The organism is Ditibartonella apihabitans, from assembly GCF_002007485.1.
GTDB lineage: Bacteria > Pseudomonadota > Alphaproteobacteria > Rhizobiales > Rhizobiaceae > Bartonella > Bartonella apihabitans.
Map to the genome: position 1 here is coordinate 2248796 of NZ_CP015820.1, position 24528 is coordinate 2273323.

Sequence of the window (24528 nt, forward strand, 5' to 3'; positions counted from 1 at the left end):
TCTCCTAAACTGAAACTGTGTCAAATAACGAATGGGTTCCATCCGTTATCTGCTTTTCCTCTTCATTCGGCGACCAATAGACTTGAACAGGATGGCGTGTATTTTTCAACACTGCACGAATAGGCAATTCTTCAACCGGTCCGTCTTCTAAAGCCCGTTCGAAAACATCGAGTTTCGTCTGACCTTCAATATGAAGAGCAATAAAACGTGCTTCGACAATAACGGGCAATGTAAGCGTTAAGCGGGCTTCCTTCAAGCCACGTGCATGAATTGGTAAAACCAGCGCACGCGATTCCGGATCAATAGCCTGTTTCAAGCGGTCACCACCTGGGAAGAACGAGGCTGTATGCCCGTCGGTTCCCATACCAAGAACGATCACATCAAAAGGCCGCGGCAGGCCGTTAATGCGACTTGCTGCGGAAAAAGCCGCAAGTTCTGCGGTGATCGACGGGTTATAAAGGCCATAAAAGCGGGCTTTTGAAGCAAAATTCTGTAAGAGGCTTGAACGCACCAGACGTTCGTTGGAACGATCATCTGTCACGGGCACAAAACGTTCATCCACCAGAGTGACAAGAATATTTTTCCAATCAATATCTGCCTTCGCGAGATAATGGAAAAAAAGTTCTGGCGTTTTACCACCTGATACGGCGAGCACTGCCTGTTTGCGTTCAACAATAGCAACACTCAATTCCGCTGCAACCCGATCAGCCAAAGCTGAAGCCAATGCCGAAGGCGTGTCGAAATTCAGCCGGTTTGTATCCATCAAGCTCATAACAAATACCCTAAACTGTGTCGTTCCATGTGCGACCATCCCGCTCGATCAGGGCAATCGATTTTGATGGCCCCCATGTTCCTGCCGTATAACCTTGAACCGGCATATTTGTCGCTTCCCAACCTTCTTCGATCGGGTCAACAAAGCTCCACGCAGCTTCGACTTCATCACGCCGCATGAACAATGTCTGGTTGCCGCGTACAGCATCCATCAATAAACGTTCATAAGCGTCGGGATTGCGAACCTGAAATGAATCGGCAAATGTCATATCAAGTGGCACATGATGAAGCCGCATTCCACCCGGCCCCGGATCCTTGATCATCAGCCATTGTTTGACACCCTCGTCAGGCTGCAAACGGATAACCAGCCGGTTCGGTACGACTTCACCAGCCTCGCTGCCGAAAATATTGTAAGGAATGGGTTTGAACGTCACCACAATTTCCGACATGCGGGTCGCAAGGCGTTTGCCGGTGCGCAAATAAAAGGGCGCTCCCGCCCAACGCCAGTTATTGATATCAACTTTCAAAGCAACAAATGTTTCGGTATTGCTTTTATCTTTTTTAAGATCATCAAGATAGGAACCGACAGGCCCGCTTGTTGAAGCACCGGCTTCATATTGGCCGCGTACGGTGCGGGTTGTTACATTATGGCTATCAATACGGGAAAGCGAATGCAGAACTTTAAGCTTCTCGTCACGAACAACATCGGCCGTATTGGCTGAAGGTGGTTCCATCGCAACCAGACACAAAAGTTGCAACATATGGTTTTGTACCATGTCGCGAAGAGCACCCGCATTGTCATAATAACCGGCACGTCCCTCAAGCCCGACTGATTCGGCCACTGTTATCTGGACATGGTCGATATGGGCAGAATTCCATAATGGTTCATAAAGCGCATTGGCAAAGCGCAATGCCATCAAATTCTGGACAGTCTCTTTGCCCAAATAATGGTCGATTCTGAAAATCTGCTTCTCGTGAAAAACCCGTGCCAATGTATCGTTCAGCTTGGTTGCGGTTTCACGATCCCGTCCAATCGGTTTTTCGACGATGATACGGGTTTCATCGGTTACCAGACCATTTTTTCCCAAATGTTCGGCAATACTACCGAAAAGTGCCGGACTGACCGCCAGATAAAAAGCCCTGATCGTATTTTTCGAAGAAATCTCGATTGCTTTTTTCAATTTGTCCCAACCGTCATCGCTTGTAGCGTCAACGGGAACGTAACTCAGCCTTTTGAGAAAACGGTCAACTTCACCTTTGTCTATATCGGCGGCTGAAACATGTTTCTCGATCGCTTCACGCGCAAAATTGCGATATTCTTCATCAGTCAATTTCGAGCGTGATGTACCGATAATGCGCGTCGGTTCACTGAATTGTCCCGTGCATTGGCGGTGATAGAGTGCGGGTAAGAGCTTTCTTTCGGCAAGATCGCCCGCACCGCCAAAAACAATGCAATCAAACGGGGGAATAGGAATTATTTTACTTACCATAGAAATACCAAAGTCCTCAGACGCTTTACCTCTAGTCGTAAATCTTACTTATATCACGATATATATGCCTTGAGGTGCTGAATAAGCTGTTAATTTGCCGGTTACTTCACCATTAAATTTATTGTACGGGCAATCAAAAACAAGCAATCCGGCGTTTCCCCTTAGGAGAAACACAATTTTTCTGTCAAATCCGGCGCTTCCAAGAGGCGTTTCCAATAGAAGACAACGTGCATCCGTTACGATCAAGTGCAAATATTGACGTTCATCAATTTTGCGATGGCTGCCTCATTCTTCAAAGCAGAGAATGATCAATAAACGTTTCTAGAATCGGTCCATCAAGGCAAAAAACCGCATTGCCACCCAAAGGAGCGGCGCCTTCAATGCTGTTCCACCCGGAAAAGAAGAAATTTTCAATTCTTTGAAGAGAGAAAGCCGGTCGCCCTTTCCAAGAATAGATTCTGCATAAAGCTTGCCCATAAAAGGTGCCAGCATCACACCATGACCGGAATAACCGCCACAATAAATCACATTCGGCATAATTTTTCGAACGTAAGGCATGCGTTCGACGGTAATAGCAACTGTCCCTCCCCAACAATGGGTGAGTTCGATTTGCCCCAATTTCGGGAAAATCTCTATAATCTGGGCGCGAATACGTTCGGCAAGGTGGTCAACAACCGAACGGTCATAGCTTTCAACCCCTCCAAATAATAAACGGTTGTCGGCACTTTTTCTGAAATAGCGCACAACAAAACGCGAATCATCAACAGCTTCGCCACCACGCAAAATTTCGCTATCGATTGGTAAGGGGGCTGTTGCTCCGATATAGGAACGTATCGGCACAATATATTTTTCGACGAAACGTTGCAAACCCAGATCATAACCATTGGTAGCAAGCAAAACCTGTTTGGCTACGATATATCCCTCGCTGGTCGTAACAATACATTTATCGCCTTCTGTCCGAACTGCCGTAGCACGGGTTTTTTCATAAAGCTGCGCACCTGCTTTCGAAGCAAGATTGGCAAGCCCGACAACCAGTTTTAGCGGATTGATGTGGCCGGTACCGGTATCGCGAATTCCTCCATAATAAAAATCCGCCCCCAAACGCTCATGTGTCTCCTTGCTGTCCATAAAAGACAATTTGTCATAGCCGTAACGGAGCATATTGGCGACATGTTGCTGATAGGCGGCAATCTCACGTTTTTTATAAGCAAGAGACAGTTGTCCTGGAACATAATCGAGATCGATGATGCCTTTCTGTTGAAAGTCCAATATATCTTTCTTGGCTTCTTCAGCGAGATCAAACAGCGCTTTTGTCCGCTCGAACCCCAGTGTTTTTTCAAGCTTTTCAACCCATTGCCGCTGGCCTGTTCCAAGTTGTCCACCATTGCGGCCGGACGCTCCGTCACCAAACCGCGCCGCGTCGACAAGTACAACACTTAAGCCCGCTTTTGCCAGATGATAGCTTGCAGAAAGTCCGGTGAAGCCGCCACCGATTATAGCGACATCACAGTCTTTTTTTCATGGAGAGAAGGATAGGTCGGGCGTTCGGCTACACTGAATTCATACCAGGATAGCCCCGGTGATATATTGTTTTCGTGAAACATAAATTGATATCCTACACATTGAGCAGCAAATATTCCCGCTCCCAAGGACTGATAACTTCCATAAACGTTTCGAATTCTTGCCGTTTTATAGCGGCATAAGTGTTAACGAATGTGTCCCCCAGCACCGAACGTAACCGTTTATTCTCGTCAAACAATGCCACCGCCTCGACAAGACCACGGGGCAAATCTACATGATCGGCATTAACAGTCTTTGACGACGGTTCGTCAGGCTTGAGTTTGTCGACAAGGCCGATAAGACCGCAGGCGAGTGATGCTGCAAGTGCAAGATAGGGATTGGCATCGGATGATGGAAGGCGATTTTCAACACGTCGCGCTTGAGGTGCCGAACGGGGAACACGAAAGGCCGTGGTCCGGTTGTCATAACCCCAATGGAGGTTGACCGGTGCCGAAAGATCCGGCACCAACCGGCGATAGGAATTGACATATGGCGCAAGCATCACCATTGCACTTGCCATATGCTTCTGTAAGCCACCCAGAAAATACCGGAAGGCTTCGCTTTCACTCCCGTCGGAACGGGTAAAAATATTGTTGCCGGTCTTCACGTCGACAATAGATTGATGGATATGCATGGCCGAACCGGGCTGGCCCTCTATGGGTTTTGCCATAAAGGTTGCATACATATCATGCTTGAATGCCGCTTCACGTATGGTGCGTTTGAATAGAAAAACCTGATCGGCAAGTTCGATCGGGTCACCGTGACGCAAATTGATTTCGAGTTGGCCTGCCCCTTCTTCGTGAATCAATGTGTCGATTTCCAGACCTTGCGCCTCGGAAAAATGGTACATATCGTCGATCAGTTCGTCGAATTCGTTAACACCGGCAATGGAATAGCCCTGCCCGCCACCGATAGCGCGACCGGAGCGGCCAACAGGAGGTGTCAAAGGATAATCGGGGTCAGGATTTTTCTGGACAAGATAAAACTCTATTTCCGGAGCCACTACCGGTTTCAAACCCAATTTTGTGTATTCTTCCACAACATTGCGCAAAACATTGCGCGGCGTGAATTCAACCCGTTTACCGCTCTGGTAAACAATATCGCAAATAACTTGTGCGGTCGGATCATCTTCCCACGGGACAACACTTAAAGTTGCAAGATCGGGTTCCAATCGCAAATCACCATCATCGGCCGGATAATGGAAACCGTTGCCATCTTCGGGATAATCGCCGGAAATCGTTGCCATAAACACAGCCGAAGGCAGAGCAAGCGACGTATCGGACGTAAATTTGCTCGACGGCATCATTTTGCCGCGAGCAACACCGGCCTGATCGGGGGTAATACATTCAATGTCTTCAATACCGCGAAAAGCAAGCCACTCCGAGGCTTCGTGCCAATTTTTAACGCCATAAATATTCTTGAGATAAGCGTGTTGCAGCTTTGTGCTCTTATCTTTTGTCTTTTTTGTTTTTTTAAGGTCATAAAACACCAAATTGAAATTTCTATGGTCTATAGATATCGGCTATCCAGTTTCAAAAATTCTAACGCCCACCGTCTTTTGTCAACCGGACGTTTATCGCTCCCGTCAGATTATCAATTTATCAAAACCGGATATAATCTATTCGTCCCGTCTTGCCCCAAGCTGATCTTGATCTTCTTATTTTCCCCCTGCCCGTCTTAAGCCTTGGCCCTACGAGCTCATATTACCTCATGGAACAAAGACCTTGCAAAGCTTTTATTACATCAACCTTTAGCCGATATTCCGATTTGCAAATTGGACGGGTTTTAACAATTTGGCTGCAAAATGTTATTTCAAGCCATTATCCGATCTTGCCTTTGGCTCGCCGGTTACTGAATGAAAACCCGTCAGACATAAAAATCATCAGTGCATAGCGCAAATTATGCAAGAGTCAGGTTTTCAACAAAAATCACTGGAAGTTCGAAGACGTTCCATTGTCTGAACATGGTTCTTCAGGCTCTTTTTAAGCTGTCAGCGCGGCTCTATTCGAATTTTTTTAAACCGTGCTAAGCCGTTCATCTCTCTTCTGCTTTTACGTAGATGAAAGCGCTTACGCAAAAGTGCACTCTTTTTTTAAAATAACCGAAAAGCTCAGGAAAAATGGTACGGTTGGTGGGAGTTGAACCTACGACCTCTGGTGCCACAAACCAGCGCTCTAACCAACTGAGCTACAACCGCATCGCCAGAATGAAACATTCTGACGGGTGACATACGGAAGATCGAACAATTTTGCAAGTGCCTTAGCGCATTTAAACTCTATTTATTGGTATTTTCATTGGATTTTTGTCTTCGGCGGACTGCAAAATCACTGAAACTTTTATTCCGCCCGCATAATGGCACTTATTAAATTGGCAATCAATGCGGGATAAAACACGCCCAAAAAAGCCTCTCTTTTCTTTTATAGGGAATTTGCAATCAAAGGTTTTTCAAAACCGGATTTTCCCATTATTGCGGTGCTTTCTATAAAAACCGCTCCGCACTTTTCAGGCACTGCTTGGGTACTTTTGGGGAACCAAGTTTTTAATAAACTTGGGTTTATCCCAAAACCGTTTCACACTTTTGGGGAACCGCTTGGTGTGCCCCTAATCAGGGATTTTGCGGTTTGCCCATTCATCCAAAGACAGGTCGCGATATTCCCCTATCTTTTTCGCACCATCATTTTTCATGGTTTCGAGCACATTTTTCAGAATGTGTCTGGCAAGCCCCGCACCCTCATAAACCATCGCACTATAAAGTTCGACAAGATCGGCACCGGCTTTTATTTTTTCGAGCGCTGTTTTCGCGTCATAAACACCGCCAACCCCGATGATCGGTTTTTGTTGCTGCAATCTCTTGCGCATTTTCGCAAGAATAATCGTCGAGCGTTCAAATAACGGCTTGCCGGAAAGCCCGCCCGATTCGCTGCTGAAGCTTTTATTTTCAAGACCTGTTCTGGAAAGTGTCGTATTGGAAACAATCAGCCCGTCCACATCCGAGGGGAGAAGCTCGGCGGCAACATCATCAAGCCCTTCTTCGGTCAAATCAGGTGCTATTTTTAAAAAGACCGGAACATGAACACCTGTCTTTTGTTTTTCTTCCTCTCTCGCCCCGCTCACCGACAAGAGCAACTCCTTCAAACTGTCACGGGCTTGCAAATTCCGTAAACCCGGTGTGTTGGGTGATGAAATATTGATGGTGAAAAAGCTTGCAACATCATAAAAACAATGAATGCCGCGCGAATAGTCGAGAATACGATCGTCCGAATCTTTGTTCGCACCAATATTGACCCCGACAATGCCCTGCTTTTTACGCTTGGCGAGCCGTTTATGGGCAGCTTCATGCCCCTCATTGTTAAACCCCATGCGATTGATGACAGCCTCATCTTCACGAAGACGAAAGAGACGGGGTTGAGGGTTGCCTGCCTGCGGGCGCGGCGTGATCGTACCAACTTCGCTAAAACCGAAGCCCAAACGCAATATTTGATCGGGAACTTCGGCATTTTTATCAAAACCGGCGGCCAAGCCCAAAAAATTCGGAAATTCAAGCCCCGCAACATTCACACCCAAAGGTTGGTCATGGATTGCCGGCCTCGAACCGAAGCCCGCTTTCAATGCAAGGATGGAAAGCTTGTGGGCTTTTTCGGGGGAAAGGCAGAAAATCAACGGGCGTAACAGAGAACGATAAAAGTTCATGGCAATACCTCGCTGAACTCGAACAGGCCGTTTTCGTCAGCTTCGAAAGGGCTGACACCGACAACAGCTTCAAGCGATAAGTCACCATAAAGATGAGGGAAAAACGCCCCTCCGCGAGACACTTCATAACGCAGTGCCTCTTCATCAAGCTCATCTTCATCAACGGCTACAAGCAAGAGACCGGTTTGGCCTTTAAAATGTTTGTTTGCTGTTTCTGTCACCTGCTCAGCGGTTGAAAAATGGATAAAACCGTCGGCAATATCAACCGCAGCACCTGAAAAAACACCTGAATCTTCGGCTTTTTTCCATTCGTCTTTCGACACAATCTTATAAATCAAGGCCATAACTTTCGAGCCAATATGCTATTTCGCTGGAAATCGGAATCCATTGAATGGGAAATATTTTCATTCATCCCTATATAATGAATAGGAGAGTTTCAACCAAGGAATAAAAATGTCGACTTTTCTTAAAACACTTGTTCTCGCATCCTGCTGTACTATCGGTTTGACGACAATCGGTTCTGCATCCGATCATCGTTTTGAATTTCAAAAAGTCGATGACGGTTATTTGCGTCTTGATACCGATACCGGCAGTATCGACAAATGTCTTGATAAGGACGGGAAAATAACCTGCGCTATTTCCGGTGACGAACGCGCGCGTTACGAACAGGAAATCAAAACGTTGAAAGATAAAATAGCCGAGCTTCAACAAAATAAAGCCACAACGGGCCTGCCGAGCAAACAGGATATGGATCAGGCCTATGACACAATGAAATATTTCTTCGACAAGTTTAAAAACGACTTTAAAGATAACCAGACCTCGCCCGACAAAGGTGCCGATAAACTTTAATTCCTGAAAATTCTGCGCGATGTTTTTTAGCTTCTTGCAGGAAATGATAATAAAAGTCTTTTCTTCCCGTTATTGTGCCATATTTTAGGATCGTAGCATAATCTGCATTGATTATTGTGAGAATTGAAAACGATCATGAACAGGCGAGGAAAAGGCTAATGCTCAAAGAATTTCGGGAATTTGCACTAAAGGGCAATATGATTGATCTGGCCATCGGTGTTATTATCGGCGGTGCCTTTGGCGGCCTTGTCAATTCTATTGTCAACGATCTGCTGATGCCGGTTATCGGGCTTATCACAGGTGGCATAGACTTTTCCAACATGTTCATCCAGCTTGCCGGTCAAAAACAGACAACTCTTGCAGCCGCGCGCGAAGCGGGAGCAACAATTGCCTATGGCCATTTCATTACCTTGCTCATCAATTTTCTTATTATTGCTTGGGTGCTATTCATTGTCGTTAAAGCAATCAATGCAATGCACCGTAAAGAGCAGCAAGCCCCTGCACCAAAGCCGGTTCCCCGTGACGAGGTATTGCTGACCGAAATACGCGATCTGCTGGCTGCCAAAAAATAATATTTGTAAATGCGCATTTTGATAAAGCGTGCTTTACAATAAAATTTGAAAGCTCATAAGTGCGATCGTTCAGGTATTGGAATTGCTTTGAAAAATTACATAAAGCGCTGGCCATTCGAGAAACCGGAGTGCGCCAGCCCGCTTGAAAACACTTAAAATTCCGGCTTGATTTTACGAACGGCGAACGGGAAAAAACACTTCTACTGTTGTTCCCTGCCCCGGTTTTGATAGCAGGATAAGTCTTCCGCCAATTTTTTCGGCAAGCCCTTTTGTCGTCGGCAGGCCAAGACCGGTACCGGTAAAGACTGCATCGCCCATACGTCCGTCTTTTCTTGCAACCTGTCCATAAGGCTGAAGGGCGCGCGCCATTTCTTCCTCGTTCATACCGATACCATTATCGCTCACCGATAATTTTACATAATTCTTGTCTGTGGTTGAAAGATGAACCACAATTTGCCCGCCACTTTGGGTGAAACGGATAGCATTTGACAGAAGATTGAAAATAATTTGTCTGAATTCCTGCGCATCAATTCCGATTGCCGGTATTTTTGGCGGCATGGTAATACGAATGATAATGCCGTTTTCGTTGGCCTGATTTTCAAACAATGCAACCGATTTCCTCAATTGCTGGATAACGTCAAAACTTGGCACCGAAGATTGACGGTTGTCTATTGCCTTTTCGCTATTTGTTTCTCCAGAGCGTGTTTTTTCTTCGTAACGCGATTTTGCCTTTTCAAGAAAGGAGTTTACAAGGGTCAATATATGTTTTCCGGAAGAAACAATATCGCGCAAATAGCCACGATAACGTTCGTTTTCGATACGGCCGAACCGTCCTTCCTGCATAATATCTGCAAAACCGATCATGGCATTAAGCGGTGTTCTGATCTCGTGGATGGTTTGTGCAAAAACCTCGTTATCATAAATTGGCTGGCTTTGCGCCGACACATTCGTCATATCACGCAAGAGACCCGCATATCCTTTTTGATTGGAAAGCGGTACCAGCGTGACAAAAACCCGAATGTCATCACCAGACTTTGTTTGAATATCGGCCGATTGACCACGATTAAATAACCGTTTTGCCCCACCGCTTTTGAGTGCAGCAAGATAGTCGCTGATTGCTTCTTCGGAAGTCGTCCGGAACAAGCTTTTAAAAGGACGACCGGTCACATCCTCTTCATCATAGCCGGTAAGTGCCGATGCGGCTGCACTAAAACCTTCTATAGACCCGTCATTATTGAGAAAAACAAAGCCGTCTGTTGCTGTATCCAGCAAATTGAGAAGGGAAGACCGTTCAGGCGTAAACCTGTTTTCTCCGGATAACTGTTCATCATGAGCTGTTTTATCGCCTTTTGTAGCTTTTGAAAGCGGCCGCTCCACGGCCGGCAATTGTAATTCGCTCCGCAAACGTTCGGCAATTTCACGAAAAGCCGAGCGTTCCGAACTATTCAAAGCCGAACCGGTATCTTGCTCTTGCAATGTTTGATCAGATTGATTTTCTTGGTTCCCAAGAGCCGTTTTGTCTGCGTCATCCGGCGCATTCCCCGCCAATAATTGCGAGTGAATTGTTTCGTTTTCGACCGGCTTTTCCGGTAGTGGAGCTAACTTCTTTTCGACAGTTGCAACAGGAGCAACATCCCGATTTCCACTCTCCGGATTTGGCTGCCTGTCGACCGAAGCCTTCACCATGCCAAAGCCGCGAAACCCGTCAAGTTTTCCATCAAGCGACAAAACGGGAAGACCCGACAAAGAGACTTCCAAATTCACGTATTCCCTTTTAGTTGGAAAAAGAACAACCACGTCTTGAAAGGCGGTGCATTGCGAAATTTTTTCTTCAAGTTTTAAAAAACCGGCATTCTGATATTCATTAGCAAGATCGTCGAGCGGCCTACCAAGCAATTTTTCGGCATCGCCACCAAGATCGTAAAACTCGCGGGAAAAATTGCTGAACGCACCGTTTTCGTCCATCTGCCATGTAAAACGGGCCGGCTTTTCATTTGTCTTCTGATTGTTTTGACCGGCCGTGTTTTCATCTATAGTCGCGATATTGAAGCAAAGAACGAGAAAGCTTTGCGGCATTTCACTTAAGTGAATAGCATTGACCTGCACTTGTTCCCCGCCATTTTTCATCAAGGTTTTAACGGGTGAAAAACCGTCAATGGAAGAAAGAAAAATTTGCAGTGCATCGCCAAGTGGCTGAAAATTTCCGGTCTGTGCAAGAATTTTGTTCTTGTCACCAAAAATAGCAGCCGAAATATTATGGTCTTCCAGTCCTTCAAGAAGTGCTTCCGGATGAGTGACCAAAAGATTTCGATTTATATCATTTGCCGCTTTGCCCGACCTATTTGTTTTTCCGGTCGAATGAACTTCCGAGGCAAAGATAAACCGGTTTTGTTCGTCTCGCGCATTTTCCCCATGCGTTTTATTTAATGCATGAGCCCCGCCGGATATGAGTGACAGGCTGAAAGAGCGTGCCCCGCTTTTTCCGCGCAAATGAACCGGACGACCGCTTTTAATGCCATTTTCGATCTGGCGCTTGACTGCACTATCGAAAATTTCTTCCCGATCAAGCGCATCGGTAAGAGATGAAAAGCCGAAAAATGAAAGAGCAGCACCATCAAGCCACAATAAAACCGATGCGTTGCGGTCAAGCACGAAAGAACACTTGCCGCTCAAAAAAGCGTTTCTGATTGTACTTTCAGATAGAAAATCCAGAAATGCCAAGGATTGCTCCACCGGTTAAAGAAATGTTAATTCGATCTTTTACAGGAAAGAGCAAAAAGTTTCAAAAGGAATCGGTAAATATCGTTATCGGCGTTTATAAATTTTCGGCCTCTTACTCAGGCGATCAATCAAATATGTGCCGAATTCCGCCTCTTCTTTCTAAAGCTTATCAATCAATTCTACCATCTGAAACGGTGCTGTCCATTTTTTAAAAATGACGGGATTTGATCTCTAAAAAGCAAAAAGGTGCAGACATTACTATCTACACCTTCCCGCGAATTGGTTGGTTCAACCGGTTATCAAAATTCATGACCATGATTTAAAAGAATTTCACGTTTTCCCACATGGTTGGCCGGACCGACAATGCCTTCAGCCTCCATGCGTTCAACCAGCGTCGCGGCTTTGTTGTAACCGATGCTCAGACGGCGCTGGATATAGGATGTTGAACATTTTTTGTCGCGCATGACCACTTTGACCGCTTGCAAGTAAAGTTCTTCCATATTTTCTCCGGCGCTGCCGGCAGCCACAATATCGGCAATGGAATCGGCATCCTCAATGGTTTCCTCTTCGTCTTCGCCATCCGTCACCGTTGCAAGATAATCGGGTGTGCCTTGTGTCTTTAAATGTGCAACGACATGTTCGACTTCTTCATCCGAAACAAAGGGGCCGTGAACACGAACAATCCGGCCACCGCCCACCATGTGAAGCATATCGCCCTGACCCAGCAATGTCTCGGCACCTTGTTCGCCAAGGATCGTACGGCTATCAATCTTGGAGGTAACCTGAAATGAAATGCGGGTCGGAAAATTCGCCTTGATTGTGCCGGTAATAACATCAACCGAAGGGCGTTGTGTTGCCATGATAAGGTGAATCCCCGCAGCACGTGCCATTTGTGCCAAACGCTGGATTGCACTCTCGATTTCTTTACCTGCAACCATCATCAGGTCGGCCATTTCATCAACAATAATGACGATATAGGGAAGGCGCGAAAGATCCATTGCTTCTTCGTGATAAAGCATTTCGCCGGTTTCCTTGTCGAAGCCCGACTGGACACGGCAGGTAATGGTTTCGCCTTTTTCGGCTGCCGCACTGACACGCTGGTTGAAGCCGTCAATATTGCGCACACCGAGTTTTGCCATTTTGCGATAGCGGTCTTCCATTTCGCGCACCGCCCATTTCAACGCCGTTACCGCCTTTTTAGGGTCAGTAACAACCGGAGTGAGAAGATGCGGTATACCGTCATAGATCGACAGTTCAAGCATTTTCGGATCAACCATGATGAGGCGGCATTGCTCCGGTTTCAAACGATAAAGCAGAGACAAAATCATGGCGTTGATTGCCACCGATTTCCCTGAACCCGTGGTACCGGCAACAAGCAGATGCGGCATTTTTGCAAGTTCTGCAATAACCGGCTCACCCCCGATATTTTTACCCAGAGCAAGCGGAAGCTTGTAATTGCTATCCTGAAATGTCTTGGACTGGATAATCTCGCGTAAATAAACGGTCTCGCGTACTTTATTCGGCAATTCTATGCCGATAACATTGCGCCCCGGAATAACCGCAACACGTGCGGAAATGGCTGACATCGAACGGGCAATATCATCAGAAAGACTGATAACGCGCGATGATTTGACACCGGCTGCCGGCTCGAATTCATACATGGTGACAACCGGCCCCGGACGGACATGGATGATTTCGCCTTTTATACCGAAATCTTCCAGCACACTTTCAAGAAGTCCGGCGCTGCGTTCGAGTGTTTCCTGAGAAATCACCGCACCATCTTTATGTTCCGGCTCCTGCAAAAGGTCGATTGAAGGGAAAAAATAAGAATCGTCACTTTGGGATTTCGGGCTTGGAATAAAAGCCGGATTGAGCGTGCGAAATGGCGCAGAAATTGTCGCTTTTGTTGCAATTGGCGCAGTTGTTGCAATTGGCGCAGTTGTTGCATTTTTCGTAGTTATCGCATTTTGCGCAACAGCTTGCGATTTTTCCTTTTGTTCGGGAGCCTTTTCTTCTCCGCTCTGCTGAGGCGTTACAGCCTGTGAAAGCGATTGACCGGAGGCGAGATTGGCGGTTTTTACCGGTTCGATATCCTCGATAATTCCGGCAGATACATTAACCGTCTTTTGCTGCCCCGACGGGGAAATAGAAACCGGATTTTGCGGTGCTGCTTGGGATAGAGTGACGCCAACAGGTTCACCCGTTTGTGCGTCACCAGCCGTATTCCCCGTATTTTTCTCGACACCCGCATTTTCGATAACCACTTGCCCCTGATTATTGAAACTGGTGACAACAGAATTGTCAGGCAATGGTGTTACGACTTGCAGAACTGGCGTTTCAGTCAGTCGGGGAGTAATTGCAGGACTGACACTTGATAAGGATACACTTTCCGTTACTGCTGTCTGGTTGACGATTGATTGCGGTGCCGTGTCAAAGATAACTGTGTTGGCACGATCGGTATCCGCTATTTCAGGTTCTTCAACTGCCGCGTCACGCGCAACCGGAGTCGCAGCCGCTGGTTCAGTACTTGTCGGCTGAGTGACAACGGGCGTTACCGCCTGTTGTTCTATTTTATCTTCCGCTTTTTCTGTCGATTTTTCAGAAACATTTGTAGCTTTTTTCGGGAAACGGCATTCCAGCACCCGATAAAGGTCGGCAATGGATTTTTCCTCGACTTTAGCAGTGCTTTTTTCTTCGCTTGCATTATCCGCCATCAAACTCGAAGCCACAGGCGGCAATTGCGACGCACCCGACATTGGCGCGCCATCAAGCGACATTTTTTGTACAGTTACAACGGGCTTCTTTTCAACGGCAACAGCGTTTGCATCTGTTTCGGGCGCAGTCATGTTCGCGCTTGTTTCCGGAGCGATCGTGTTTTCACTTGCAAGCGGCGTTTCAACCTGCTGCGGCTTGCTTTCATTTTGCGGCATGAGTGTTGCAAGATTTTCCAGAATATCCGGCCCGCATTCAAAAAATGCCGAATCGGAAAGATAAAACGGCTTGAGATCGGCAGGCTTATTAATTTCGGGAACCTGTTTTTCGACCTCGCTCACCACTTCTTGCATAGAAGTTTCATTCCGGATTTGAGCGGCACCACTATTTTGAGGACGCATATAAACAGATTTGACGCTGTAATTCTGTTCGATATTTTTGCGTTTGACAGAAGCAATCACCTCGTCTTGCAAGGAGCGAACTTGTGTCTTTCCCTGCTCCAAGGACGTGGTTCCGGCAAGTATCACCGGTTCTTTATTTTCTGAAAGATCCTCTTTCAAGGCCACGTTTTCACGCTTTTGCCTTTGCTCCTCTTCGAAGGCTTTCAGCTTTTCGGCAAAATCCGGATCACTTTCAACCCGTTTGCGGACGATTTCGACTTCCGGTGTGCGTGTGAAACGTACGTTCTGTCCGAGAGCGAAGGCTTTCTTCCATATGGTCGGATATTGCGTTTGTGATGATGCGCCAGCAACCGTTTCATCTGGCTTTGCAGTTGCACCAGAAACGGGCTTGGCATCAGGATTTAAAGAGACCGGATTTGTTTTCAGATTACGCATGGCACTCAAACTAGATTGCGGCAATTTTTCAAGATTGCCTCTTAACAAAACTCATTTTTTCAACGTTAAAGTGCGAAAGTTAATAACCTTTTGCCAAATGTCGCTTTATCAACAAAAAACCACCGGAAAAAATTCCGGTGGTCATGAATATAACGGCAATAATTGCCGGTCTTCAGCCGATTGTCATCAAGCTTGCATTGCCACCGGCTGCGGCTGTGTTGACCGAAGTCGAGACTTCTTCGCTAAGATAACCGAGATTATAGGGGAGTTCTGCTGACGCAAGCTCCTCGCTTGTAGCCGCTTGGGTGAGAATTATAGGACCTGAAAGGGCTGCTATAATTTTCTGTTTTTCTAGAATGTTATTTTCATCGCCTTCGATGAGCGCACCCGCATAAGGACCGTCAGCATTCAAATTTTCTGACCATTCGACATTCCGGATAAGTTGTTCCGGCAAATCCGAAAGCGAATTCTGCAATTTGCAAGCTGCATCAATTACGGCAACATTGCCGGTTGCAAATGTCGTAGCAAGCTGCCGGTAAAGCCCGCTTTTTGTTTGCGGAAACAAGAGAATTTTTCCGCGACTGTGAAGAGAATAGACATTGCTTTCCCCAACCGGCCCCGGCAAATTGACGGAGACGCCAAGCGGTGACTTGCCGTTTAACGATTTTGCAAAGGCTGCATCGGATGAGTCTCCGTTTTTTTGAAGCCAATCAACAAAACTGTCAATGAGGTCATTTTGTCTTGCCCCGACAGAAAATTGCGTGTCGGGAGCCTGTTTGACGAGGCGTCCGATATATAAGGGCCCACCGGCTTTCGGACCGGTTCCGGACAATCCCCTTCCGCCAAATGGTTGGGAGCCGACAACCGCGCCAATAATATTGCGGTTGATATAGATATTGCCTACCCGAATATGGCTTGAAACATAATCGACAAAATCATCCAGTCTTGTATGAAGCCCGAATGTCAGACCATATCCTGTCGAATTGATTTCGTTGATAAGCTTTTTAATATCTTTGCGCTTGTAACGCACAACATGCAAAACCGGCCCGAAGACTTCACGCTTCAATTCGCCAATCGAATCGATCTCGATAAGAGTGGGGCTTACATATGTTCCCTCTTTTGCAATATCGGGAAGGGGTACTTGGGTCACTTTATGACCCATAGCGCGCATTGTTTCGATATGCGTTTCGATATTATCCTTGGCTTCTGCGGTAATAACCGCGCCAATATCGGTACCGATAAAATCGGTGCGTCCGATACGCAATTCCTGCATTGCGCCTTTAAGCATGTCCAGAATGCGGTCGGCCACCTCTTCCTGTAAACACAAAACCCGCAAAGCCGAACAACGCTGGCCTGCACTATCAAAAGCCGAGGCAATAACATCGCCTACAACCTGTTCGGCAAGTGCTGACGAATCGACAATCATGGCATTCTGCCCGCCGGTTTCGGCAATGAACGGAATGGGTTTCTGATTTTTGCTCAAGCGGGTTGAAAGCTCTTTCTGGATGAGACGGGCAACTTCTGTCGAACCGGTAAACATAACACCTGAAGTTGCTTTCTCGCCAATGAGTGCCGCACCGATTTTTCCGTCTCCCGGACAGAATTGTAATACGTCCTTTGGGATTCCCGCTTCATGCAATATGCGCACCCCTTCAGCAGCAATAAGCGGTGTTTCTTCGGCAGGCTTTGCCAAAACGGTATTGCCCGCCGCCAATGCAGCCGATATTTGACCGATAAAAATCGACAACGGGAAATTCCACGGGCTGATACAAACAATTGGACCCAAAGGTTCTTCATTGCCTTTAAAAGTCGTGCGCAATTGTCCGGCATAAAAGCGCAAGAAATCGATTGCCTCTCTCACTTCGGCAATAGAATTCGGAATAGATTTTCCCGCTTCTCTTGCCGCAAGTGCTAGAAGTGAAGGCATACGCGCCTGCATAAGATCAGCCGCTTTTTCAAGAATCTCCGCACGCGATTGATGGGAAGTCTTTGCCCATGATGAAAACGCTTTTTCAGCATGAGAGACCATCTTTCTGGCTTCACTTTCATCAATCTCGATAACCTCGCCCACTTTGTCGCGATGGTCTCCGGGATTGGCGATTTTGCGGGATTGTGCACCCTTTTCTACATTTGCCGGTGCTGCTTTCCAGCTTAATGCAGAACTTTTCTCAAATTCTTTCGAGAGTTCTGCAAGTACTGTTTCGTTCGATAAATCATAACCATCGGAATTGCGACGGTCTTTCCCGAAAAGATCGTCAGGCGAAGCAATCTTGTCATGCTGGGCACCGAGAACGGGCATATTACGCACCACATCAACCGGATCAACAACAAGTTCATCAACCGAGATAGACTTGTCGGTAATGCGATTGACGAAAGAAGAATTGGCACCATTTTCCAACAACCGCCGCACCAGATAAGCAAGCAAAGTTTCATGTGTACCAACCGGTGCATAAAGGCGCGCCGGACGCTGCATTTTATCTTTGCCTACGACCTCGTCATAAAGCGGTTCCCCCATGCCGTGGAGGCACTGGAACTCGAATTGTTCGACAGTATATTTATCAGGCCCCGCCAGATGATAGATCGTTGCCATGGTTTGCGCATTATGCGTTGCAAATTGCGGGAAAACGGCATCGGGAGCCGAAAGAAGTTTTCGGGCATTGGCAACATAGGAAACATCTGTATAAACTTTACGCGTATAAACGGGAAAACTTTGAAGTCCGTCAACCTGCGCGCGTTTGATTTCAGCGTCCCAATAGGCACCTTTGACAAGGCGCACCATCAAACGATGGTGACTGCGGCGGGCAAGATCAATGAGATAATCAAGCACAAAGGGGCAGCGACGGCCGTAAGCTTGCACAACAAAGCCGATACCGTTCCAGCCGTCAAGATCAGGGTCAAAACAAAGACTGTCCATAATATCGAGTGAAAGTTCGAGCCGGTCGGCTTCCTCGGCATCTATATTAAGGCCAATATTGTAATTTTTGCACAGCAAAGCCAATTGTTTGACGCGCGGCATGAGTTCGCCCATAACACGGTCGGCTTGCGAGCGGAAATAACGGGGATGAAGTGCCGACAGTTTAATGGAAATACCGGGTCCCTCATAGACGCCACGCCCGTTCGAGGCTTTGCCGATAGCGTGGATTGCCATCTCGTAATCACGATAATAGCGATCGGCATCGTCAGCCGTTGTAGCGGCCTCCCCCAACATGTCATAGGAATAACGAAACCCGCGTTCTTCCAGTGGTTTCGAGCGCTCAAGCGCTTCATCAATGGTTTGGCCGCGAACAAATTGTTCGCCCATCATGCGCATGGCCATATCCATTCCCTTGCGGATAACCGGTTCGCCACAGCGTGCGATAAGCCCTGTCAAAGAGGAAGAAAGCTCGCCTTCCCTGTAACTTGCTGATAATTTGCCGGTAACCACAAGTCCCCAAGTTGCAGCATTGACGAAAAGCGATTTTCCACCGCCCAAATGCGCTTTCCAGTCACCACCTGCTACCTTGTCGCGAATGAGGGCATCACGGGTTGCTTTGTCGGGAATGCGCAACAGTGCTTCTGCCAAACACATAAGCGCCACACCTTCCTGCGACGACAAGGAATATTCATGAACCAGACCTTCAACACCATTGCCCTTATATTTTGCCCGCATCGTTTCGATAAGATGACGGGCTGTGGCAGCAATGTCTTTTTTGGTTTTCTCGTCAATTGTTGCTGCATCGAGAAGCGGTTTCAGACATTCGGTTTCCGCACGGCGATAGGCTGCGGTAATTTTTTTGCGGAGTTCGCTCTGCTTGGAAATCGGAGGTGCAAATTCGGCAAAAGGCTTTGGTGTTCTGGTCATGATTTCATTCCACTCTGGATAAAATTTCTTGAATTCGATAAAAATTGGAAAAGATGCGTCTATAGCTTATTATCGGGTGATAATATCACCGGCTATAGTTTACTTCTCGCAAAAAAAACGGTATTTTTTAGCGATTTTTCTTGTTTTCTACCTTAAAATTAGGTCTTTTTACATTAATGGAAGAAAAAAATAGTGAAATTGACCGCATCGATAATCGTATTATTGATGCGCTTGTTGAAAATGGCCGTATTTCTATTACCGAACTTTCCGAGAAAGTCGGCCTTTCCAAAACGCCATGCCAATTGCGTTTGAAAAGGCTCATGAATGAAGGCTATATTACCGGCTTTCGCGCGGTGCTCAATCCTGCAAAAATGGGACTTGAACACATCGCTTTTGCAGAAGTGAAACTTTCCGACACAAGAGAAGAAGCTTTGCGGGCTTTCAATGCTGCCGTTAAAAAAATACGGGAAGTGGAAGAATGTCACATGATCGCAAGCTCCTTCGACTATTTGTTGAAAGTGCGAACCAGTGACATCAAGCGCTACCGCATTGTTCTTGGCGAAAAAATCTCCGCCTTGCCCTATGTTGAAAGTACATCGACCTTTGTGGTTATGCAAAATGTTGTCGATTCCGGTTTCAGACGCTAACCGATATGCCGGAAACCTCCGGCACCTGCCCTTTATTCGTCAGGCCCATGCATAGACTTTAAAGGCAAGAAGCCGCCCACTCGTCAACAAAGCGCAACAGCCATATTTCTCAATCAATTGAGTTTTGGATGCTGGTCGACGAGATTTTGTCTCTGTTCCTCAAGGTCGGAAATTTTGTTTTCAATCTCGTTGACCTGATCTTCGATATAATCGAAATGTTCCTGCAAGACTTCTTTTGCCTCGGTTTTCGAAGAGGCGACAGGTGTAGCGTCCTTGAGCGGCCGATTGGCTGTTTCAGGCATTTTGACTGCTGCAATAAATCCGAACACTGCAACCACCATAAGATAATAAGCCGGCATATAAAGCGATTGTAAAGTTTCAACAAGCCAGGCTGCGATAGGTGGCGTAAGACCGGCAATCAGCACCGCAATATTAAAACAGATCGCAAGCGTTCTGAAGCGTACATCGGTCGGGAAAAGTGCAGGAAGGATAGAGGCCATAACGCCGATGAAACAGCAAAGAAGAACGGCAAGAATGGCAATTCCCCCCGCGATCATAAAGACATTGTGATGCATAACCATATAAAAAGCAGGAATTGCCAGAAATAACTGTCCGACAGAGCCAAGAAACAGAAACGGTTTGCGACCAATTTTATCGCTTAAAAAACCGACAAGCGGTTGCACCAGAAGCATAAAAGCCATGACAACAATGATAATGAGAACGCCATGGTCATAGCTGTAGCCGAGATTGACGGATAAAAAGTTCGGCATATAGGTGAGCAACATATAATAGGTCGAATTCACCGCAACCACCAGCAGACAACTGATTACAATGCCGTTGAGGTTTTCCTTGATGACGGTACCGACAGATGTCGTCTCGACCTTTTCTTGTTCCTCAGCCTCGGCCGAATTGTTGTTTTGGGCTTCGTAAGTGGGCGATTCATCCAGCGATTTTCTTAAATAAAGGCCGATCAATCCCAGTGGCAATGAAATAAAGAATGGAATACGCCAGCCCCAATCCCCCATTGCATCCTGCCCGATCGCAAGAGAAATTGTCGACACCACCAGGGCACCCACAAGAAAACCGGCAATGGAGCCGAAATCGAGCCAACTTGCCATAAAGCCGCGTTTTCTGTCCGGTGAATATTCACTCACGAAAACCACCGCACCGGCATATTCGCCACCAACGGAAAGCCCCTGTATGATTTTAGCAAGGAGCAGCAAAAGCGGCGCAAATACCCCGATTGTCGCGTAAGAGGGAATGAGGCCGATGGCAAATGTACTTGCCGACATCAAAATAATCGTAAAGGATAGAATGTTTTTACGACCATATTTGTCGCCCAGATAACCGAAAATGGCGCCGCCCATCGGCCTGAACAGAAACGGAATGGAAAAAGTGGCAAGAGAAGCGATCAACTGCACCGATTGGGGAGCGGAAGCAAAGAACGTGTGTCCGATAATGACTGCCAGAAAACCGTAGACACTGAAATCGAACCACTCGATGGCATTTCCAAGACCGGCGGCGCATATAACTTTTCGTAGCTCTTTATTTCCGACAATTGGAATATCTTTGACAGTAAGTGGTTGCGGTGTCGTTTCTGACATATGTTCTTCCTTATTCCTGATACGTCTTTGCCAAAAGCCTCCGCCTCTTTTAGACAAAAGACATATCTCTTCGATAAGCGCAAAATACTACGCAAATGAAGACTGTTTCATTACCAAATCTCACGATGTCGCGGTTTGCCCTTCCCCCCGTTTAAAAAAAGTCAATTAACGACTTGCTTCCATCAGTTCTGCCGTTAAAAATAAACGGGAAACTGATAAAGGGCTAAAGACGGTTGAACATTTGCCCACAACAACGAATAATGACCATTTTGAAATTAGGGCCAGATCAATAACCGTCAACCAAAATCACATATGAGAGGTACAGTATAGTGAGAAAAATAAAAAATAACAACCCGAATTGCGCTGTGGAACTTTTAATGTGGATATAACTTTTGAGTTCAACAGATGAAAGTGGATGCCGTTTTAAGCGTCATCTTTTGATTAACACATATGTTTTTTAATTAAGTCCGATTGACTGTTACACTGATTGAGCCATGGAAGAACTGATCTACATATTACCATTTGATCTGCACGGTATCGAGATTGTCGTTACAATTCTTATAGTAGCACTGGTCTTGTTCTCTATTGTCATGCGCATTTTGAAAGTTCCCCAGAAACTTATGGTCATTGCGACCGGCGCTCTTGCTATGAGTATCTATATGACTTTCCAGACTGATGGTCCGGGGCCTATACAACCTCTGATAAACCTCGCCCAAAGGCAAAAGCAGCTCGATCAACAATTCGAAAACAAACCATTGAAATTCGAAAATGTGACATTCACCGATGTCAAAGTGCGCGCCCATTCGCTTACACTTACTTTAAAAAACAATAACCCGTTGCCCGAAGGATCCACGAAAGACGACCTCGAGGCCTATGCCAATTCTTATCTGAATAAAAAGCTCGTCGATTATTGTGAAATACTCAACGCCGAACAAGCGCTACCCTATCGGAAGACCAACCAGCGATATTTTGATTTGACGATCAAATCCTATTACGTCAAGTTTATTGATGGGGATAAAAGCGCCAAGATGGAAATTCCGGTGTCAAGCTGCACGGATAAAGCGGCTACAAGCTCAAAACCGGATAAAGCTGAAAATTCCGAAACCGATAAATCCGAAAATTCCGAACAGGATAAATAAAGAGCTTTTGGAAAACTCTCACCGGAAAAGCTCGAAAAACGAGCTTTTCAAAATGCGCCTCTTTAAACGCGTCTCTTTATGAGACCGTTTGGCTTATAAAACTGTTCGGGTAAGGCTGTTTAAAGCTTATCGGATTTTTATTGCGGCAACATTGCTTTCATTGGGCTTGTCTTCTGCCAGTTACAGGAAACCGAACAATAATGGTTTTAACGCGTGTGATCGCATTTTAAACAACCAGCGCAATTGTGTTTTTAAAAACCTGGTGCATTCACTTTTTCCTTGGTCATTGTCCCTCGTCTATTCGCACCCGTCTATTTTCCTGTCAGTTTTTCCCATCGGTTTTCCCCATAGGTTTTCCCCATTGTTTTTCCAATGACAAAAAGTTTTGGCAATCCGAACGTCTTATTGCTTTGGATAGAATGAAAAGAGGTATAAAATCACATAACGAGGACTTAAAGGGATAAATATGTTAGAAAAACGCAAATTTTATATAAATGGCGCCTGGGTCGAACCTGTCGAAGCGCACGACCTCGAGGTGATTGATCCTTCAACTGAAGAAGTCTGTGCTGTCATCAGCAATGGCACGTCAAAAGATGTCGATCGTGCAGTTGCAGCGGCAAAAGCAGCCTTTGAGGGATGGAAGCACACCGACCCGCAAAAACGTTTAACCTTTGTTGAAAAAATATTGGCTATCTATAACCAGCGCCAAGGCGAAATGGCGAAAGCCATTTCAACCGAAATGGGTGCGCCTATTGATATGGCTATTGAACAACAGGTCGGAGCCGGTGCTCGCCATATCGAAACATTTATTGACAGTTTTTTGCATTTTTCTTTCCAGACCGATCTTGTCAAAGGTCATAAGGATAGTGCGCTACAATATGAACCGGTCGGGGTCGTCGGTCTTATTACACCATGGAACTGGCCAATGAACCAGATTACCTTGAAGGTTATTCCGGCAATGCTTGCCGGTTGTACCATGGTTTTGAAGCCATCGGAAATTGCCCCGCTTTCCGCTTTATTATTTGCCGATATTATCGATCAGGCAGGGGTTCCGAAAGGTGTGTTCAATCTTGTCAATGGAGATGGCGCCGGTGTTGGAACATGTCTTTCCGGCCATCGGGACATTGCCATGATAAGCTTTACCGGTTCCACTCGTGCAGGTAAGGCAATTTCCAAAAATGCAGCCGAAACACTGAAACGTGTGGGGCTTGAGCTTGGTGGCAAGGGAGCCAATTTGGTTTTTGCCGATGCCCGTGAAGATGCTGTCAAATGGAGCGTTTTAAGGTGTTTCAATAATAGCGGCCAGAGCTGTAATGCACCGACACGTATGTTTGTCGAGCGTTCCATTTATGAAAAAGCCAAAAAAACAGCAAAAGAAGTAGCAAATAATGTCAAACTTGCTGTGGCGAGCCAACACGGCAACCATCTCGGACCTGTCGTATCCAAAGCCCAGTTTGACAAGATTGAAGGCCTTATCCAATCGGGTATCGACGAAGGTGCAACGCTTATTGCCGGTGGAACGGGCCTGCCCGAAGGTATCAATCATGGCTATTTTGTCCGCCCGACTGTTTTTGCCGATGTCAAACCGAATATGAGAATTTTCCGTGAAGAAATTTTCGGGCCGGTTCTGTCAATGATACCTTTCGATACAGAAGAAGAAGCCTTGGCTATGGCGAGTGATACAGATTATGGCTTAACGAACTATGTCCAATCCGAGGACAAGGAAAAATGCCACCGTATTGCAACGGCATTGCGGTCCGGCATGGTTGAAGTTAATGGTTTGAGCTTGCCGAAGGGAAGCTATTTCGGCGGCGTCAAATATTCCGGCCATGCCCGTGAAGGTGGCATCTGGGGAATCAAGGAATTTCTTGACACCAAAGCCATTTCCGAGTGGTAAAACAAGATTACTCTTTCCGGCAAAAAGCCGTTTCCTTTTTGCCGGAAATGCAAATTTATGACTTTTGCATGTGAGCAGAATAAAATTTGATCAGACCGGTAAGTGATGACACGTCCGAAGGTCAACATATCGGCCAATGGCTGGCAAAGAATTGTCAGAAGCTAAAATTGTTGGAAATGTCGCGCGCGTCTTTAAACGC

At 46.3% G+C, this 24528-nt stretch carries 13 protein-coding genes, 1 tRNA gene and 2 pseudogenes; 5 read left to right on the forward strand and 11 right to left on the reverse strand.

Features of this window, described 5'->3' with window-relative positions:
• Window positions 1-4: 4 nt before the first annotated feature.
• The 7 genes and pseudogenes from pgl to BBC0178_RS10000 form a co-directional block, all read right to left on the reverse strand.
• Window positions 5-772, reverse strand: coding sequence for a 6-phosphogluconolactonase (gene pgl / locus BBC0178_RS09965; RefSeq protein ID WP_077972815.1), 768 nt, complete (start codon window positions 770-772; stop codon window positions 5-7).
• A gap of 10 nt (window positions 773-782) precedes the next feature.
• The gene (gene zwf / locus BBC0178_RS09970; RefSeq protein WP_078040061.1) at window positions 783-2261 is read right to left on the reverse strand and encodes a glucose-6-phosphate dehydrogenase; all 1479 of its coding nucleotides are present in this window, start codon (window positions 2259-2261) and stop codon (window positions 783-785) included.
• A 321-nt stretch (window positions 2262-2582) separates the two neighbouring features.
• Window positions 2583-3865: pseudogene (locus BBC0178_RS09975) on the reverse strand (NAD(P)/FAD-dependent oxidoreductase).
• Window positions 3866-3876: 11 nt separating this feature from the next.
• Window positions 3877-5259, reverse strand: coding sequence for a glutamine synthetase family protein (locus BBC0178_RS09980; protein WP_225868015.1), 1383 nt, complete (start codon window positions 5257-5259; stop codon window positions 3877-3879).
• Window positions 5260-5941: 682 nt separating this feature from the next.
• A tRNA-His gene (locus tag BBC0178_RS09990) sits at window positions 5942-6018 on the reverse strand.
• Between the two features lie 404 nt (window positions 6019-6422).
• Window positions 6423-7511, reverse strand: coding sequence for a quinone-dependent dihydroorotate dehydrogenase (locus tag BBC0178_RS09995; protein ID WP_078040063.1), 1089 nt, complete (start codon window positions 7509-7511; stop codon window positions 6423-6425).
• A complete protein-coding gene (locus tag BBC0178_RS10000) occupies window positions 7508-7855 on the reverse strand; it encodes a DUF952 domain-containing protein (RefSeq protein ID WP_077972825.1) in 348 nt (115 codons plus the stop codon). Before BBC0178_RS10000 ends, BBC0178_RS09995 begins: the two co-directional genes overlap by 4 nt.
• A 109-nt stretch (window positions 7856-7964) precedes the next feature.
• Between BBC0178_RS10000 and BBC0178_RS10005 the strand changes: the two genes are divergently transcribed.
• Both BBC0178_RS10005 and mscL read left to right on the forward strand, forming a co-directional pair.
• Window positions 7965-8360, forward strand: coding sequence for a hypothetical protein (locus tag BBC0178_RS10005; protein WP_077972827.1), 396 nt, complete (start codon window positions 7965-7967; stop codon window positions 8358-8360).
• Window positions 8361-8518: 158 nt separating this feature from the next.
• Window positions 8519-8932, forward strand: coding sequence for a large conductance mechanosensitive channel protein MscL (gene mscL / locus BBC0178_RS10010; protein ID WP_077972829.1), 414 nt, complete (start codon window positions 8519-8521; stop codon window positions 8930-8932).
• Window positions 8933-9103: 171 nt separating this feature from the next.
• Here the strand turns inward: mscL and BBC0178_RS10015 are convergent, their stop codons facing one another.
• The 3 genes and pseudogenes from BBC0178_RS10015 to putA form a co-directional block, all read right to left on the reverse strand.
• The gene (locus BBC0178_RS10015) at window positions 9104-11653 is read right to left on the reverse strand and encodes a sensor histidine kinase (RefSeq protein ID WP_078040064.1); all 2550 of its coding nucleotides are present in this window, start codon (window positions 11651-11653) and stop codon (window positions 9104-9106) included.
• Window positions 11654-11952: 299 nt separating this feature from the next.
• Window positions 11953-13479 (reverse strand): annotated as a pseudogene (locus BBC0178_RS12385) (DNA translocase FtsK); the annotation flags it as partial.
• Between the two features lie 1894 nt (window positions 13480-15373).
• Entirely contained in the window at window positions 15374-19042 is a 3669-nt protein-coding gene (gene putA / locus BBC0178_RS10025; protein WP_078040065.1) for a trifunctional transcriptional regulator/proline dehydrogenase/L-glutamate gamma-semialdehyde dehydrogenase, read from the reverse strand.
• Window positions 19043-19218: 176 nt separating this feature from the next.
• Between putA and BBC0178_RS10030 the strand changes: the two genes are divergently transcribed.
• Complete coding sequence (locus tag BBC0178_RS10030; protein ID WP_077972834.1) at window positions 19219-19689, forward strand: Lrp/AsnC family transcriptional regulator; 471 nt, start codon at window positions 19219-19221, stop codon at window positions 19687-19689.
• Between the two features lie 113 nt (window positions 19690-19802).
• Here the strand turns inward: BBC0178_RS10030 and proP are convergent, their stop codons facing one another.
• Window positions 19803-21293 (reverse strand): glycine betaine/L-proline transporter ProP, encoded by a 1491-nt coding sequence (proP, locus tag BBC0178_RS10035; protein WP_078040066.1) that lies wholly within the window; start codon window positions 21291-21293, stop codon window positions 19803-19805.
• Window positions 21294-21787: 494 nt separating this feature from the next.
• Here proP and BBC0178_RS10040 point away from each other — a divergent pair, with 494 nt between their 5' ends.
• The gene (locus tag BBC0178_RS10040) at window positions 21788-22432 is read left to right on the forward strand and encodes a hypothetical protein (protein WP_078040067.1); all 645 of its coding nucleotides are present in this window, start codon (window positions 21788-21790) and stop codon (window positions 22430-22432) included.
• A 466-nt stretch (window positions 22433-22898) separates the two neighbouring features.
• Complete coding sequence (locus tag BBC0178_RS10045; RefSeq protein WP_078040068.1) at window positions 22899-24329, forward strand: aldehyde dehydrogenase family protein; 1431 nt, start codon at window positions 22899-22901, stop codon at window positions 24327-24329.
• The last annotated feature ends 199 nt before the right edge of the window (window positions 24330-24528 follow it).

Bases quoted from the DNA above. Each gene is read 5' to 3' on its own strand.
- BBC0178_RS10040 (WP_078040067.1), top strand. From the start codon at position 21,788: ATGGAAGAACTGATCTACATATTACCATTTGATCTGCACGGTATCGAG.
- pgl (WP_077972815.1), bottom strand. From the start codon at position 772: ATGAGCTTGATGGATACAAACCGGCTGAATTTCGACACGCCTTCGGCA.
- BBC0178_RS10030 (WP_077972834.1), top strand. From the start codon at position 19,219: ATGGAAGAAAAAAATAGTGAAATTGACCGCATCGATAATCGTATTATT.
- mscL (WP_077972829.1), top strand. From the start codon at position 8,519: ATGCTCAAAGAATTTCGGGAATTTGCACTAAAGGGCAATATGATTGAT.
- putA (WP_078040065.1), bottom strand. From the start codon at position 19,042: ATGACCAGAACACCAAAGCCTTTTGCCGAATTTGCACCTCCGATTTCC.
- BBC0178_RS10045 (WP_078040068.1), top strand. From the start codon at position 22,899: ATGTTAGAAAAACGCAAATTTTATATAAATGGCGCCTGGGTCGAACCT.
- proP (WP_078040066.1), bottom strand. From the start codon at position 21,293: ATGTCAGAAACGACACCGCAACCACTTACTGTCAAAGATATTCCAATT.
- zwf (WP_078040061.1), bottom strand. From the start codon at position 2,261: ATGGTAAGTAAAATAATTCCTATTCCCCCGTTTGATTGCATTGTTTTT.
- BBC0178_RS09995 (WP_078040063.1), bottom strand. From the start codon at position 7,511: ATGAACTTTTATCGTTCTCTGTTACGCCCGTTGATTTTCTGCCTTTCC.
- BBC0178_RS10005 (WP_077972827.1), top strand. From the start codon at position 7,965: ATGTCGACTTTTCTTAAAACACTTGTTCTCGCATCCTGCTGTACTATC.
- BBC0178_RS10000 (WP_077972825.1), bottom strand. From the start codon at position 7,855: ATGGCCTTGATTTATAAGATTGTGTCGAAAGACGAATGGAAAAAAGCC.